The 12629-nt window shown below is 63.8% G+C and carries 18 protein-coding genes; all 18 read left to right on the forward strand.

The features are described 5' to 3' along the window. The first annotated feature begins 9 nt into the window (after positions 1-9). The 18 genes from rplN to QAZ47_RS21005 all read left to right on the forward strand — a co-directional run bounded on the left by rplN (position 10) and on the right by QAZ47_RS21005 (position 12451). Positions 10-378 carry a 50S ribosomal protein L14 gene (rplN, locus tag QAZ47_RS20920; RefSeq protein ID WP_006205457.1) on the forward strand — a complete coding sequence of 123 codons (369 nt, stop codon included), beginning with the start codon at positions 10-12 and terminating at the stop codon, positions 376-378. Positions 379-390: 12 nt separating this feature from the next. Further along, the gene (gene rplX, locus QAZ47_RS20925; RefSeq protein WP_040983021.1) at positions 391-705 is read left to right on the forward strand and encodes a 50S ribosomal protein L24; all 315 of its coding nucleotides are present in this window, start codon (positions 391-393) and stop codon (positions 703-705) included. Further along, positions 698-1276, forward strand: a complete 579-nt coding sequence (gene rplE, locus QAZ47_RS20930) for a 50S ribosomal protein L5 (RefSeq protein WP_095815056.1) — start codon at positions 698-700, stop codon at positions 1274-1276. Before rplX ends, rplE begins: the two co-directional genes overlap by 8 nt. A gap of 26 nt (positions 1277-1302) precedes the next feature. Next, positions 1303-1608, forward strand: coding sequence for a 30S ribosomal protein S14 (rpsN, locus tag QAZ47_RS20935; RefSeq protein WP_095777623.1), 306 nt, complete (start codon positions 1303-1305; stop codon positions 1606-1608). A gap of 12 nt (positions 1609-1620) precedes the next feature. Continuing rightward, the gene (gene rpsH / locus QAZ47_RS20940; protein WP_126084112.1) at positions 1621-2019 is read left to right on the forward strand and encodes a 30S ribosomal protein S8; all 399 of its coding nucleotides are present in this window, start codon (positions 1621-1623) and stop codon (positions 2017-2019) included. Between the two features lie 114 nt (positions 2020-2133). Beyond that, entirely contained in the window at positions 2134-2667 is a 534-nt protein-coding gene (gene rplF / locus QAZ47_RS20945; RefSeq protein WP_126084111.1) for a 50S ribosomal protein L6, read from the forward strand. Positions 2668-2826: 159 nt separating this feature from the next. Beyond that, positions 2827-3189 carry a 50S ribosomal protein L18 gene (gene rplR, locus QAZ47_RS20950; protein ID WP_278230576.1) on the forward strand — a complete coding sequence of 121 codons (363 nt, stop codon included), beginning with the start codon at positions 2827-2829 and terminating at the stop codon, positions 3187-3189. A 77-nt stretch (positions 3190-3266) separates the two neighbouring features. Then, positions 3267-3836, forward strand: coding sequence for a 30S ribosomal protein S5 (gene rpsE / locus QAZ47_RS20955; protein WP_140730117.1), 570 nt, complete (start codon positions 3267-3269; stop codon positions 3834-3836). Positions 3837-3861: 25 nt separating this feature from the next. After that, positions 3862-4059 carry a 50S ribosomal protein L30 gene (rpmD, locus tag QAZ47_RS20960; protein WP_027170355.1) on the forward strand — a complete coding sequence of 66 codons (198 nt, stop codon included), beginning with the start codon at positions 3862-3864 and terminating at the stop codon, positions 4057-4059. A 22-nt stretch (positions 4060-4081) separates the two neighbouring features. Continuing rightward, positions 4082-4555 carry a 50S ribosomal protein L15 gene (gene rplO, locus QAZ47_RS20965; RefSeq protein WP_278077412.1) on the forward strand — a complete coding sequence of 158 codons (474 nt, stop codon included), beginning with the start codon at positions 4082-4084 and terminating at the stop codon, positions 4553-4555. 191 nt (positions 4556-4746) lie between these two features. Then, positions 4747-6087 (forward strand): preprotein translocase subunit SecY, encoded by a 1341-nt coding sequence (gene secY, locus QAZ47_RS20970; protein ID WP_278230577.1) that lies wholly within the window; start codon positions 4747-4749, stop codon positions 6085-6087. Further along, positions 6084-6674, forward strand: coding sequence for an adenylate kinase (locus QAZ47_RS20975; RefSeq protein WP_278230578.1), 591 nt, complete (start codon positions 6084-6086; stop codon positions 6672-6674). The genes secY and QAZ47_RS20975 overlap by 4 nt, the downstream gene beginning before the upstream one ends. Positions 6675-6881: 207 nt before the next feature. Beyond that, on the forward strand, positions 6882-7250 hold the full coding sequence (gene rpsM / locus QAZ47_RS20980) for a 30S ribosomal protein S13 (RefSeq protein WP_027170351.1): 369 nt from the start codon (positions 6882-6884) through the stop codon (positions 7248-7250). A gap of 127 nt (positions 7251-7377) precedes the next feature. Continuing rightward, positions 7378-7767 carry a 30S ribosomal protein S11 gene (gene rpsK / locus QAZ47_RS20985; protein WP_006205444.1) on the forward strand — a complete coding sequence of 130 codons (390 nt, stop codon included), beginning with the start codon at positions 7378-7380 and terminating at the stop codon, positions 7765-7767. A 99-nt stretch (positions 7768-7866) separates the two neighbouring features. Beyond that, complete coding sequence (locus QAZ47_RS20990) at positions 7867-8877, forward strand: DNA-directed RNA polymerase subunit alpha (protein ID WP_059188661.1); 1011 nt, start codon at positions 7867-7869, stop codon at positions 8875-8877. A 104-nt stretch (positions 8878-8981) separates the two neighbouring features. Further along, positions 8982-9413, forward strand: coding sequence for a 50S ribosomal protein L17 (rplQ, locus tag QAZ47_RS20995; RefSeq protein WP_278230579.1), 432 nt, complete (start codon positions 8982-8984; stop codon positions 9411-9413). 189 nt (positions 9414-9602) lie between these two features. After that, entirely contained in the window at positions 9603-11096 is a 1494-nt protein-coding gene (locus tag QAZ47_RS21000) for a DegQ family serine endoprotease (protein WP_278230580.1), read from the forward strand. A gap of 47 nt (positions 11097-11143) precedes the next feature. Beyond that, the gene (locus tag QAZ47_RS21005) at positions 11144-12451 is read left to right on the forward strand and encodes a replication-associated recombination protein A (protein WP_278230581.1); all 1308 of its coding nucleotides are present in this window, start codon (positions 11144-11146) and stop codon (positions 12449-12451) included. Positions 12452-12629: the final 178 nt, after the last annotated feature.

Here is a 12629-nt window from a genome sequence, read left to right on the forward strand (position 1 = left end):
CGGCCAGTCATGATTCAGATGCAAACAAACCTCGACGTCGCGGACAACTCCGGCGCCCGTCGTGTCATGTGCATCAAGGTGCTGGGCGGCTCGAAGCGGAAGTATGCCTCCGTCGGTGACATCATCGTGGTGTCGATCAAGGAAGCCATCCCGCGCGGCCGCGTGAAGAAGGGCGATGTGATGAAGGCGGTCGTGGTTCGCACGGCCAAGGACATCCGCCGCCCGGACGGCAGCGTGATCCGTTTCGACAAGAACGCGGCCGTTCTCGTCGACAACAAGAAAGAGCCGATCGGCACGCGTATCTTCGGGCCGGTTCCGCGCGAGCTTCGCGCCAAGAACCACATGAAGATCATCTCGCTTGCGCCTGAAGTGCTGTAAGGAGCCGGACCAATGCAAAAGATCAGAAAAGGCGACAAGGTTGTCGTGCTTGCCGGCAAGGACAAGGGCCGTTCGGGCGAAGTCCTGTCGGTGCAGCCGAAGGAAGACACCGCGGTCGTTCGCGGCGTGAACCTCATCCGCCGTCACCAGAAGCAGACCCAGTCCCAAGAGGGCGGGATCATCACCAAGGAAGCGCCGATCCACCTGTCGAACATCGCGCTGGCCGACCCCAAGGACGGCAAGCCGACCCGCGTCGGCTTCACCATCCAGAAGGACGGCAAGAAGGTGCGCGTCGCCAAGCGTTCGGGAGAAGTCATCAATGGCTAAGGCTGAAACCAAGCAGGCGGCTGCCAAGAACGAGCCGCGCCTCAAGAAGGTCTACAACGAGACCATCCGCAAGGCGCTGCAGGAGCAGTTCGGCTATGACAACGACATGCAGGTTCCGCGCCTGGACAAGATCGTGCTGAACATGGGCGTCGGCGAGGCGACCGGCGATTCGAAGAAGCCTTCGGTCGCGGCCGAAGACCTCGCGCTGATCGCCGGCCAGAAGGCCGTCGTCACCCGCGCCCGCAACTCGATTGCCGGTTTCAAGGTGCGCGAGAACATGCCGATCGGCGCCAAGGTCACGCTGCGCAAGGAACGCATGTACGAGTTCCTCGACCGTCTCGTGAACATCGCGCTGCCGCGCGTCCGCGACTTCCGCGGACTGAACCCGAAGAGCTTTGACGGCCGTGGCAACTACGCCATGGGCATCAAGGAGCACATCGTGTTCCCGGAGATCAACTACGACAAGGTTGATCAGGTCTGGGGCATGGACGTCATCGTTTGTACGACGGCGAAGACGGACGACGAGGCCAGGGCGCTGCTCAAGGCCTTCAACTTCCCCTTCCGCCAGTAACGGCAGCGAAAAAGGAAAAATCTGAAATGGCAAAGACCAGCTCAGTCGAGAAGAACAACCGGCGCCGCAAGCTCGCCGGCCAGTACGCCGCCAAGCGCAAGGCGCTCAAGGAAATCGTCATGGATCAGTCCAAGCCGATGGAAGAGCGTTTCCGCGCCCAGTTGAAGCTTTCGGCGCTGCCGCGCAACTCGGCCAAGATCCGTATCCGCAACCGCTGCGAAGTCACCGGCCGTCCGCGCGCCTACTATCGCAAGCTAAAGCTTTCGCGTATCGCGCTTCGCGATCTGGGCAACAACGGCCAGATCCCGGGCCTGGTCAAGTCGAGCTGGTAAGGAGACACTGAGATGTCATTGAGCGATCCTCTCGGCGATATGCTGACCCGCATCCGCAACGCTTACGGCCGCAAGAAGTCGAGCGTCTCGACCCCGGCCTCGCGTCTGCGCGCCCGCGTCCTCGAAGTGCTGAAGTCGGAAGGCTATATCCGCGACTACAGCCAGACCGACTTCGATAACGGCAAGTCGGAAATCGAGATCGAGCTGAAGTATTTCGACGGCGCGCCGGTCGTGCGCGAGATCGAGCGCGTCTCGAAGCCGGGCCGCCGCGTCTATGTCTCGGCCAAGTCGATCCCGCACGTCGCCAACGGCCTCGGCATCGCCATCCTTTCGACGCCGAAGGGCGTCATGGCCGATCACGAAGCACGCGAGCAGAATGTCGGCGGCGAGATCCTCTGCCAGATATTCTAGGGGTGAATGGTCAATGGTGAATAGTGAATGGTGAAACTGCCCGGAACGTCGTCCGCGCTATTCACCATTTTACCATTCACCATTCACAGCAGTTAAGGAAAGAAGGAGACGACAATGTCTCGTATCGGAAAAAAACCCGTTTCGCTGCCGCAGGGCGTGACCGCGACCGTCAACGGCCAGACCGTGACGGCGAAGGGCCCCAAGGGCGAGCTGAAGTTCGTGGTGAACGACGAAGTGCTGGTCAAGATGGAAGGCAGCGAGATCGCTGTCGAGCCGCGCGACCAGTCGAAGACCGCCCGCTCCAAGTGGGGCATGTCGCGCACGCAGATCGTCAACATCCTGCAGGGCGTGAAGGACGGCTTCGAAAAGAAGCTCGAGATCACTGGCGTCGGCTATCGTGCCGCCATGCAGGGCAAGAACCTGCAGCTGGCGCTCGGCTTCAGCCACGACGTGGTCTATGAGACGCCGCAGGGCATCACGATCTCGGTGCCGAAGCCGACCGAAATCACGGTCTCCGGCATCGACAAGCAGCAGGTCGGCCAGGTCGCCGCCGAGATCCGCGAATACCGCGGTCCGGAGCCCTACAAGGGCAAGGGCGTGCGCTACGCCGACGAGCGGATCGTCCGCAAGGAAGGCAAGAAGAAGTAACAGGCTTGGCCCTGAACCGAAGGTCAGCGCAGCAAAAAGTTGCAGACTTTTCGGAAGGGACCAAGCCAGACAAGTGTAACGCCGCGGGGCGCGACCGCGGGAGGCATTGGCCTACCGCACAGGGTTGCCCCCGTTTTCTGAAGGCAAGGAACTGACATTATGGCAACCCCGAAAGAGACCACTCAACGCCGCGCGCAGCGCGTGCGCCGCCAGTTGAAGAAGGTCGCCGGCGAACGCCCGCGCCTCTCGGTGCACCGCACCTCGAAGCATATCTACGTCCAGGTCATCGACGATGCGAAGGGCCATACGCTGGCCGCCGCCTCGACGCTGGAGAAGGACCTCAAGGGTTCGCTCAAGACCGGCGCCGACACCGCTGCCGCCGCCGCCGTCGGCAAGCTGATTGCCGAGCGCGCTTCGAAGGCCGGCGTCAAGGAAGTCGTCTTCGACCGTGGCCCGTATATCTATCACGGCCGCGTCAAGGCGCTGGCCGAGGCTGCCCGCGAGGGTGGCCTGAGCTTCTGATTTTTCGCCGCTGGCGACCCATAAGAGGCGCCGGCAAACAGCAACCCGTGCTTCCGGAAAAGAACAAGGACTAGGATATGGCACAGGAACGTAGGGAAGGCGGCCGCGGCCGCGAGCGTGATCGCGAAGAGCGCGACGACGGCATGGTGGACAAGCTCGTCCACATCAACCGCGTCGCCAAGGTGGTGAAGGGTGGCCGTCGTTTCGGCTTTGCCGCTCTCGTCGTCGTCGGCGACCAGAAAGGCCGCGTCGGCTTCGGCCACGGCAAGGCTCGCGAAGTGCCGGAGGCGATCCGCAAGGCGACCGAGTCGGCCAAGCGCGACATGATCTTCGTGCCGCTGCGCTCTGGCCGCACGCTGCATCACGACGTCGAGGGCCGCTGGGGCGCCGGACGCGTTCTTCTGCGCGCCGCCAAGCAGGGTACCGGCATCATCGCGGGTGGCCCGATGCGCGCCGTCTTCGAGACGCTCGGCATGCATGACGTGGTCGCCAAGTCGATGGGTTCGTCAAACCCCTACAACATGGTTCGCGCCACCTTCGACGCGCTGAAGAGCCAGATGCATCCGAAGGATGTGGCTGCCGCGCGCGGCATCAAGTACTCGACCCTTCAGGCCCGCCGCGGCACCGCCGTCGCGGCTGAAGAATAGTCGACGCTGACCAGGGATTTCGACCATGGCCAAGAAAGCTACCAAGACCATCACCGTCGAGCAGATCGGTTCGCCGATCCGCCGGCCGAAGGAGCAGCGCGCGACGCTGGTCGGCCTCGGCCTCAACAAGATGCACAAGCGGCGCACGCTGGAAGACACCCCTTCCGTGCGCGGCATGATCGCCGCCGTCCAGCATCTCGTCCGCGTCGTGGACGAGGCCTGAACGGAACCGCAGGAGAAGAAAGATGAAACTCAACGATCTGCGTGACAAGGACGGCGCCACGCATTCCAGGAAGCGCCTCGGTCGTGGCATCGGCTCCGGCTCGGGCAAGACCGCCGGTCGCGGCGTCAAGGGCCAGAAGGCGCGCTCCGGCGTCGCCATCAACGGCTTCGAGGGCGGCCAGATGCCGCTCTACCGTCGCCTGCCGAAGCGCGGCTTCAACAACCTGTTCGGCAAGAGCTTCACCGTCGTGTCGCTCGCCCGTATCCAGGCTGCCGTCGATGCCAAGAAGCTCGACGCCAAGGAGACCGTCACGGCCGAAGCCTTGATTGCCGCCGGCGTCATTCGCCGCGCCAAGGACGGTGTGCGCGTGCTCTCCGACGGCGAGCTCAAGGCCAAGCTCAGCTTCGACGTCGCCGGCGCCTCCAAGGCGGCGATCGAGAAGATCGAGAAGGCCGGCGGTTCGGTGAAGCTGCCGGAAGCGGCCGCTGCCGAGTAACGGCGATTTGAAGCGCGGCCGGCCGGAATGACTTCGTTTTTGCCGCCCACCCGCGCTCTGATCTGATCAATTAGGCGGCCGCGTCAACGCGGCCGCTTGCATGTTGACGGTCCGGGGCTTATCTCGTGGGCTTCGGTGACACGCGCCGCCTGAGCTGCGGGCATCGAGCGTGACCTAGCGGAGAATCAGGCATGGCTTCGGCTGCTGAACAACTAGCCTCCAATCTGAATTTTGCGGCCTTCGCCAAGGCCGAGGATCTGAAGAAGCGCATCTGGTTCACCATCGGCGCGCTGCTCGTTTACCGCCTCGGCACCTACATCCCGCTTCCCGGCATCAATCCCGACGCTTTCGCGCAAGCCTTCTCCTCGCAGAGCAAGGGCGTGCTCGGCATGTTCAACATGTTTGCCGGCGGCGCCGTGCAGCGCATGGCGATCTTCGCGCTCGGCATCATGCCCTACATCTCCGCTTCCATCATCATGCAGCTGATGACCTCGGTCATCCCGTCGCTGGAATCGCTGAAGAAGGAAGGCGAGCAGGGCCGCAAGATCATCAACCAGTACACGCGCTACGGCACCGTGCTGCTTGCCCTGGTGCAGGCCTACGGCATTTCGATCGGCCTCGAGGGCGGCAACGGCATCGTCAACGATCCGGGCATGTTCTTCCGCATCTCGACCGTCGTCACGCTCGTCGGCGGCACCATGTTCCTGATGTGGCTCGGCGAGCAGATCACCGCGCGCGGCATCGGCAACGGCATTTCGCTGATCATCTTCTCTGGCATCGTCGCCGGCCTCCCGCGCGCCATTTCCGGCACACTGGAACTCGGCCGCACCGGCGCGCTGTCCACGAGCCTCATCCTGGCGATCATCGTGCTCGCCGTCGTCGTCATCGGCGTGATTGTCTTCTTCGAGCGCGCCCAGCGTCGCCTGCTCATCCAGTATCCAAAGCGGCAGGTCGGCAACCGCATGTTCCAGGGCGATACCTCGCACCTGCCGCTGAAGCTCAACACCTCGGGCGTCATCCCGCCGATCTTCGCGTCCTCGCTGCTGCTTCTGCCGGCAACGGTCGCCGGCTTCTCGCAGACGACGAACCTGCCGGCCTGGGCTAGCACGGTTCTGGCCTCTCTAGGTCACGGCCAGCCGCTCTACATGGCGTTCTACGCCGCGATGATCATCTTCTTTGCCTTCTTCTATACGGCGATCGTCTTCAACCCGAAGGACACGGCCGACCAGCTCAAGAAGCATTCCGGCTTCATCCCCGGCTATCGGCCGGGTGAGCGCACCGCCGAATATATCGACTATGTTCTGACGCGTATCACCGTCATCGGCGCCATCTACCTGGTGCTGGTGTGTCTGCTGCCTGAGTTCCTGATTTCAGCGACTGGCGTACCTTTCTACCTCGGTGGCACATCGCTTCTGATCGTGGTCAGTGTCACGCTCGACACGGTGGCGCAGATTCAGGGTCACCTGATCGCGCACCAGTATGAGGGCCTGATCAAGAAGTCGAAGTTGCGCGGGGGTAAGAGGAGCAGATGAGGCTGATATTGCTTGGGCCGCCAGGGGCGGGCAAGGGGACACAAGCACAGAGACTGGTAGAGAAACACGGCATACCCCAGCTTTCGACGGGTGACATGCTGCGTGCCGCCGTCCAGGCCGGAACCGAGGTCGGCAAGCGGGCCAAGGCGGTAATGGATGCCGGCGAACTGGTGTCGGACGCGATCGTCAACGCGATCGTCGCCGAGCGGATCGACCAGCCCGATTGCGCCAAAGGCTTCATCCTCGACGGATATCCGCGCACGCTGGTGCAGGCCGACGCCGTGGAAGCCATGCTTTCGGAACGCAACATCGCGCTGGACAGCGTCATCGAGCTCGTCGTCGACGACAAGGCGCTGGTCGGGCGCGTCGTCAAGCGAGCCGAGGATGCCAAGGCCGCGGGCCAGCCGGTGCGCAAGGACGATAACCCGGCTGTGTTCGAGGAGCGCCTGCGCGAATATTACAAGAAGACGGCGCCGCTGACCGGTTACTATTATGCCAAAGGCAGGCTGAAGACCGTCGACGGCATGGCCAGCATCGACGCCGTGACCGCGGAGATCGAGCGCGTGCTCGCGGCGACGGCGAAGTAGGCCGTTCCGACAAGTAAAGATTGCGCTTGACGACAGGGGACCGTTGGGGTATGGCGGCCCGTCTTCCTGTCAGGCATGGACTTTGCCTGCCCGCAAGGGCAGGGCAATCGTTTTGAACCAGGAAACTCCCGCAAGGGCCGGCCTCCACCGGACGCGGGGCAACTTAGATAGCGCCGGCTTGTCCGGCCCATATGGAGATGAGAAGAAATGGCTCGTATAGCCGGCGTCAACATTCCGACCAACAAGCGCGTCGTCATTGCGCTTCAGTACATTCACGGCATCGGCAAGAAGTTTGCCCAGGAGATCGTCGACAAGGTCGGCATCCCGGCGGACCGCCGCGTCAATCAGCTGACCGACGCGGAAGTGCTGCAGATCCGCGAGACGATCGACCGCGACTACCAGGTCGAAGGCGACCTGCGCCGCGAAGTCTCGATGAACATCAAGCGGCTCATGGATCTCGGCTGCTACCGCGGCCTGCGTCACCGCCGCTCGCTGCCGGTCCGCGGTCAGCGCACGCACACCAATGCGCGCACCCGCAAGGGCCCGGCCAAAGCGATCGCCGGCAAGAAGAAGTAATTGAGCGAATAGCGAGTAGCCGTTAGCGAGTAGGGGACCCTATTCGCTATTCCCTACTCACTACTCGCTTTTCCAAGGTGGAGCCGCTGGCATTACGGCGGTGTAGAGATCAACTGAAAGGACTACCATGGCCAAGGAAGCCGCTCGTGTTCGCCGTCGCGAACGCAAGAACATCTCGTCGGGCGTTGCCCACGTCAATTCGACTTTCAACAACACGATGATCACCATCACCGACGCGCAGGGCAATTCGATTGCCTGGTCGTCGGCCGGTGCCCAGGGCTTCAAGGGTTCGCGCAAGTCGACCCCGTTCGCCGCCCAGATGGCGGCCGAGGACGTTGCCAAGAAGGCCCAGGAACACGGCATGCGCATGCTCGAGGTCGAGGTCTGCGGACCCGGCTCCGGCCGCGAATCGGCGCTGCGCGCCCTGCAGGCCGCCGGCTTCACCATCACCTCGATCCGTGATGTGACGCCGATCCCGCACAATGGCTGCCGCCCGCGCAAGAAGCGCCGCGTCTAATAATTCAGAGCGCCGCGTGAGCGCCCGAGCGCTCCTCCGCGGCAATTCCAGGCTGCCCGCCACGATTGGATGGTGGCGGGTCAAAGGAAGGAAGACACCATGATCCAGAAAAACTGGCAGGAACTGATCAAGCCGAACAAGATCGAGTTCTCGTCGAAGAAGAAGACGCTGACGACGCTGGTGGCCGAGCCGCTCGAGCGCGGCTTCGGCCTCACTCTCGGCAACGCGCTGCGGCGCGTGCTTCTGTCTTCGCTGCGCGGCGCGGCCGTCACCGCCGTGCAGATCGACGGCGTGCTGCATGAATTCTCGTCGATCGCCGGCGTGCGCGAGGACGTGACCGACATCGTGCTCAACATCAAGGAAATCGCCATCCGCATGGAAGGCGACGGTCCCAAGCGCATGGTCGTGCGCAAGCAGGGCCCGGGCGCCGTGCTCGCCGGCGACATTCAGACCGTCGGCGACGTCGAGATTCTCAACCCCGACCACGTGATCTGCACGCTGGACGAGGGTGCGGAGATCCGCATGGAGTTCACCGTCGACACCGGCAAGGGCTACGTGCCGGCCGAGCGCAACCGCGCCGAGGATGCGCCGATCGGCCTTATCCCGGTCGACAGCCTCTACTCGCCGGTCAAGAAGGTCTCCTACAAGGTCGAGAACACCCGCGAGGGCCAGGTGCTCGACTATGACAAGCTGACCATGACCATCGAGACCGACGGTTCGATCTCGGGCGAGGACGCCGTGGCTTTCGCTGCCCGCATCCTGCAGGACCAGCTCAGCCTGTTCGTCAACTTCGACGAGCCGCAGAAGGAAGTCGCCACCGAGGCCGTCACCGAGCTCGCCTTCAACCCGGCGCTGCTCAAGAAGGTCGACGAGCTCGAGCTTTCGGTGCGTTCGGCCAACTGCCTGAAGAACGACAACATCGTCTATATCGGCGACCTGATCCAGAAGACCGAAGCCGAGATGCTGCGCACTCCGAACTTCGGCCGCAAGTCGCTGAACGAGATCAAGGAAGTGCTGGCGGCGATGGGCCTGCACCTCGGCATGGAAGTGCCGGATTGGCCGCCGGAAAACATCGAAGACCTCGCAAAACGTTACGAAGACCAATATTGAGCATGAATTCCAAGGATCGGCGGCGCGAGCCGCCCGATCCGACGGTCATGCGGAAAACCATCAGAGGCCGTGGCCTCTTGAACAACTGAAGAAGGAGAAGAGCCATGCGCCACGGTTTCAAAGGCCGTCGCTTCGCCCGCAGCGTAAGCCACCGCAAGTCGATGTTCGCCAACCTCGCCGTGTCTCTGATCGAGCACGAGCAGATCGTCACCACCCTGCCGAAGGCGAAGGACCTGCGTCCGATCGTCGAGAAGCTGGTGACGCTCGGCAAGCGCGGCGACCTGCACGCCCGCCGCCAGGTGATCGCGCAGATCGGCAATGAAGGCGTCGTCAAGCGCCTGTTCGAGACCATCGCCCCGCGCTACGCCACCCGCAACGGCGGCTATCTGCGCATCATGAAGGCGGGCTTCCGCAAGGGCGACAACGCCGCCATGGCGGTCATCGAATTCGTCGACCGCGACACCTCGGCCAAGGGCGCCGCCGACCGTGCCCGCCTCGAGGCCGAAGGTGGCAACGAGGATGCCGCGGCCGCGTAAGGCCTCGACCTAGGAAGAGATTGCGAGGGGCCTGCGGGCCCCTTTTGCATTTTGGGGGCCGAGCTTCGGCGCGAGCGGATTTTCACACGCAAGCTCGTGCTTTTGCGCGACAAGCGCCTGATTTCTGTGCATTAGCCTTTCATTCTGCACAATCGTCGGGACAATGGCGCCTGATCTGGAGGATTCGGAATGCACCTCAAACGGCTGTTTCTCATTGCAGTTTGCGCGCTTGCCGCTTTCGCTGCGGCGCCTGGCGTCAGACAGGCATTGGCCGAGGACGCCGCCAAGCCGGCCGATCCCGGCCTCTCCGACGTGCTGACCGATCTGTTGCATGGCGTCGAAGGCGAGAACGCCACCTCCGGCCCGGACAAGCGCGTGCCCTTCGGTCGCGAGGAGGTGCAGCTTTCCTTCGCGCCCCTGGTCAAGCAGACGGCGCCGGCCGTGGTCAATGTCTATGCCTCGCAGACCGCGAAGGTGACCTCTCCCTTCGAGGGCGATCCCTTCTTCGAGGAATTCTTCGGCCGCGCCCAGCCGCGCGCGCAGTCCTCGCTGGGCTCCGGCGTGCTGGTCGATCCGAGCGGCGTCATCGTCACCAACTACCATGTCATCAAGGACGCCGACGAGGTGAAGGTCGCGACCGCCGATGGGCGCGAGTTCACCAGCAAGGTCATGCTGAAGGACGAGACGCTCGACCTCGCCGTGCTCAAGATCGCGGCCGACAAGCCGTTCCCGGTTATCGCCATCGGTGATTCCGATGCGCTCGAGGTCGGCGACCTGGTGCTCGCCATCGGCAATCCGTTCGGCGTCGGCCAGACCACCACCAGCGGCATTGTGTCGGCACTTGCCCGCAGCCACATCGGCGTCTCGGATTCGGGCTACTTCATCCAGACCGACGCCGCCATCAACCCGGGCAATTCCGGCGGCGCGCTGATCAACATGGGCGGCCAGTTGGTCGGCATCAACACGGCGATCTACAGCCGCAGCGGCGGCTCGATCGGCATCGGCTTCGCTATTCCCGCGAACATGGTGCGCGCCTTCGCCGACGCCGCCAAAGCTGGCCTCGACTTCTTCGAGCGACCCTATATCGGCGCCGAGTTCGAGGCGGTGACGCCGCAGATCGCCGAATCGCTCGGCATGGAGAAGCCGACCGGCGCGCTGGTCTCGTCGGTCGATGCGGCGGGACCCGCCGGCAAGGCCGGGCTCAAGCCCGGCGACGTCGTGCTGTCGCTCAACAACACGCCCGTCGAAGGCATCGAGGCGCTGGACTACCGCATGGCGACGCTGTCGATCGGCACCAAGGCCACCTTCGCAGTGCTGAGCAAGGGCAAGCAGGCGACGCTGGAGATTCCGCTGGAGCGCGCGCCGGAAGGCGCTAAGCCGACCGAGGTGACATTGCACGGCCGCAGCCCCTTCGCCGGCGCCAAAGTGGCGGAGCTGTCGCCGCGGCTCGCGCAGCGGCTCGGCCTGCGCACCGATTTGAAGGGCGTCACCGTGGTCGACATCAACCGCGATTCACCGGCCGCCGATTTCGGCTTTCAGCCCGGCGATATTGTGCGCGAGGTGAACGGCACGAGCATCGACTCCGCGGCAGCGTTGGCACAGATTGCTCAGCAGGATACGCGCTGGTGGCGCTTTACCGTCGAACGTGGCGGGCAGACACTGCGCCAGGTGTTGCGTTATTGAGGCGATCCTCCCATTTCTGAAGATCGCGCTCCAACAAAAAGACAAGCATGGCCGATCTGTTCAGTTCCGATGAACCGGAGAAAGCGCCGCCCGGCCGGCCGCTGGCCGACCGGCTGCGTCCGAAGAACCTTGGCGAGGTCGTAGGCCAGGAGCATCTGACCGGCCCAGACGGGGCGCTGACGCGGCTGATCAATTCCGGCACGCTCGGCTCGATGATCTTCTGGGGCCCGCCCGGCACCGGCAAGACGACGGTGGCGCGGCTGCTCGCCGGCGAAACCCATCTTGCCTTCGAGCAGATATCGGCGGTGTTTTCCGGCGTCGCCGACCTGAAGAAAGTGTTCGAGGCGGCGAAGCTGCGCCGCGCCAATGGCCGCCAGACGCTGCTTTTCGTCGACGAGATCCATCGCTTCAATCGCGCCCAGCAGGACGGCTTTTTGCCCGTCATGGAGGACGGCACCGTGGTGCTGGTCGGCGCCACCACCGAGAACCCGTCCTTCGAGCTGAACGCCGCGCTTTTGTCCCGCGCGCGGGTGCTGGTGTTCCGTTCCCTTGGCGAGGAGAGCATCGCCAAGCTCCTGGCGCGGGCCGAGGAGGCAGAGGGCAGGGCGCTGCCGCTCGACGGCGAGGCACGGGCCATGCTGATCCGCATGAGCGACGGCGACGGCCGCGCCTCGCTGACGCTCGCCGAGGAAGTCTGGCGCGCCGCCAAGCCCGGCGAGGTGTTCGCTCCGGAGGGCCTGCAGCGCGTCATCCAGCGCCGCGCGCCGATCTACGACAAGGGCCAGGACGGCCATTACAATCTGATCTCGGCGCTGCACAAATCGGTGCGCGGATCGGACCCGGACGCCGCGCTCTACTATCTCGCCCGTATGTTCGATGCCGGCGAGGATCCGCTCTATCTTGGCCGCCGGCTGGTGCGCATGGCGGTGGAGGATATCGGCCTGGCCGATCCGCAGGCGCTGGTCGTCGCCAATGCCGCCAAGGATGCCTATGACTATCTCGGCTCTCCCGAGGGCGAGCTCGCCTTCGCCGAGGCCGCCGTCTATCTCGCCACCGCGCCCAAGTCGAACGCCGTCTACACCGCCTTCAAGGCGGCGACACAAGCGGCCAAGGAGTTCGGCTCGCTGCTGCCGCCCAAACATATCCTCAACGCGCCGACAAAGCTGATGAAGGAAGAGGATTACGGCGCCGGCTATCGCTACGACCATGACGAGCCGGATGCCTTTTCCGGTCAGGATTATTTCCCGGAAAAGATGGGCCGCCGCACCTTCTACGATCCGCCCGAGCGTGGTTTCGAACGCGATATCAGGAAGCGGCTGGAATACTGGGCAAAGCTGCGCAAAGAGCGGGAGTAACGGCCGGGCCCGGCACTTCGCCGCTCGATGATCAAAGTCGAAATGCCGGTGCAATCGTGAACGGGCAAACCTGATCCAGATTGTGCGGCAATGGGAAAAATCCTATGAAGACGCACGGCTGGCGGGGGTCGCCGTGATTTGGCTCATGCGAACAGGATCGCGCTCCCGCGCGAAAGAC

Source organism: Mesorhizobium sp. WSM4904 (assembly GCF_029674545.1).
Taxonomy (GTDB): Bacteria; Pseudomonadota; Alphaproteobacteria; order Rhizobiales; family Rhizobiaceae; genus Mesorhizobium.

Coding starts and splice junctions, on each gene's coding strand:
- rplN (WP_006205457.1), top strand. CDS start 10: ATGATTCAGATGCAAACAAACCTCGACGTCGCGGACAACTCCGGCGCC.
- rplX (WP_040983021.1), top strand. CDS start 391: ATGCAAAAGATCAGAAAAGGCGACAAGGTTGTCGTGCTTGCCGGCAAG.
- rplE (WP_095815056.1), top strand. CDS start 698: ATGGCTAAGGCTGAAACCAAGCAGGCGGCTGCCAAGAACGAGCCGCGC.
- rpsN (WP_095777623.1), top strand. CDS start 1,303: ATGGCAAAGACCAGCTCAGTCGAGAAGAACAACCGGCGCCGCAAGCTC.
- rpsH (WP_126084112.1), top strand. CDS start 1,621: ATGTCATTGAGCGATCCTCTCGGCGATATGCTGACCCGCATCCGCAAC.
- rplF (WP_126084111.1), top strand. CDS start 2,134: ATGTCTCGTATCGGAAAAAAACCCGTTTCGCTGCCGCAGGGCGTGACC.
- rplR (WP_278230576.1), top strand. CDS start 2,827: ATGGCAACCCCGAAAGAGACCACTCAACGCCGCGCGCAGCGCGTGCGC.
- rpsE (WP_140730117.1), top strand. CDS start 3,267: ATGGCACAGGAACGTAGGGAAGGCGGCCGCGGCCGCGAGCGTGATCGC.
- rpmD (WP_027170355.1), top strand. CDS start 3,862: ATGGCCAAGAAAGCTACCAAGACCATCACCGTCGAGCAGATCGGTTCG.
- rplO (WP_278077412.1), top strand. CDS start 4,082: ATGAAACTCAACGATCTGCGTGACAAGGACGGCGCCACGCATTCCAGG.
- secY (WP_278230577.1), top strand. CDS start 4,747: ATGGCTTCGGCTGCTGAACAACTAGCCTCCAATCTGAATTTTGCGGCC.
- QAZ47_RS20975 (WP_278230578.1), top strand. CDS start 6,084: ATGAGGCTGATATTGCTTGGGCCGCCAGGGGCGGGCAAGGGGACACAA.
- rpsM (WP_027170351.1), top strand. CDS start 6,882: ATGGCTCGTATAGCCGGCGTCAACATTCCGACCAACAAGCGCGTCGTC.
- rpsK (WP_006205444.1), top strand. CDS start 7,378: ATGGCCAAGGAAGCCGCTCGTGTTCGCCGTCGCGAACGCAAGAACATC.
- QAZ47_RS20990 (WP_059188661.1), top strand. CDS start 7,867: ATGATCCAGAAAAACTGGCAGGAACTGATCAAGCCGAACAAGATCGAG.
- rplQ (WP_278230579.1), top strand. CDS start 8,982: ATGCGCCACGGTTTCAAAGGCCGTCGCTTCGCCCGCAGCGTAAGCCAC.
- QAZ47_RS21000 (WP_278230580.1), top strand. CDS start 9,603: ATGCACCTCAAACGGCTGTTTCTCATTGCAGTTTGCGCGCTTGCCGCT.
- QAZ47_RS21005 (WP_278230581.1), top strand. CDS start 11,144: ATGGCCGATCTGTTCAGTTCCGATGAACCGGAGAAAGCGCCGCCCGGC.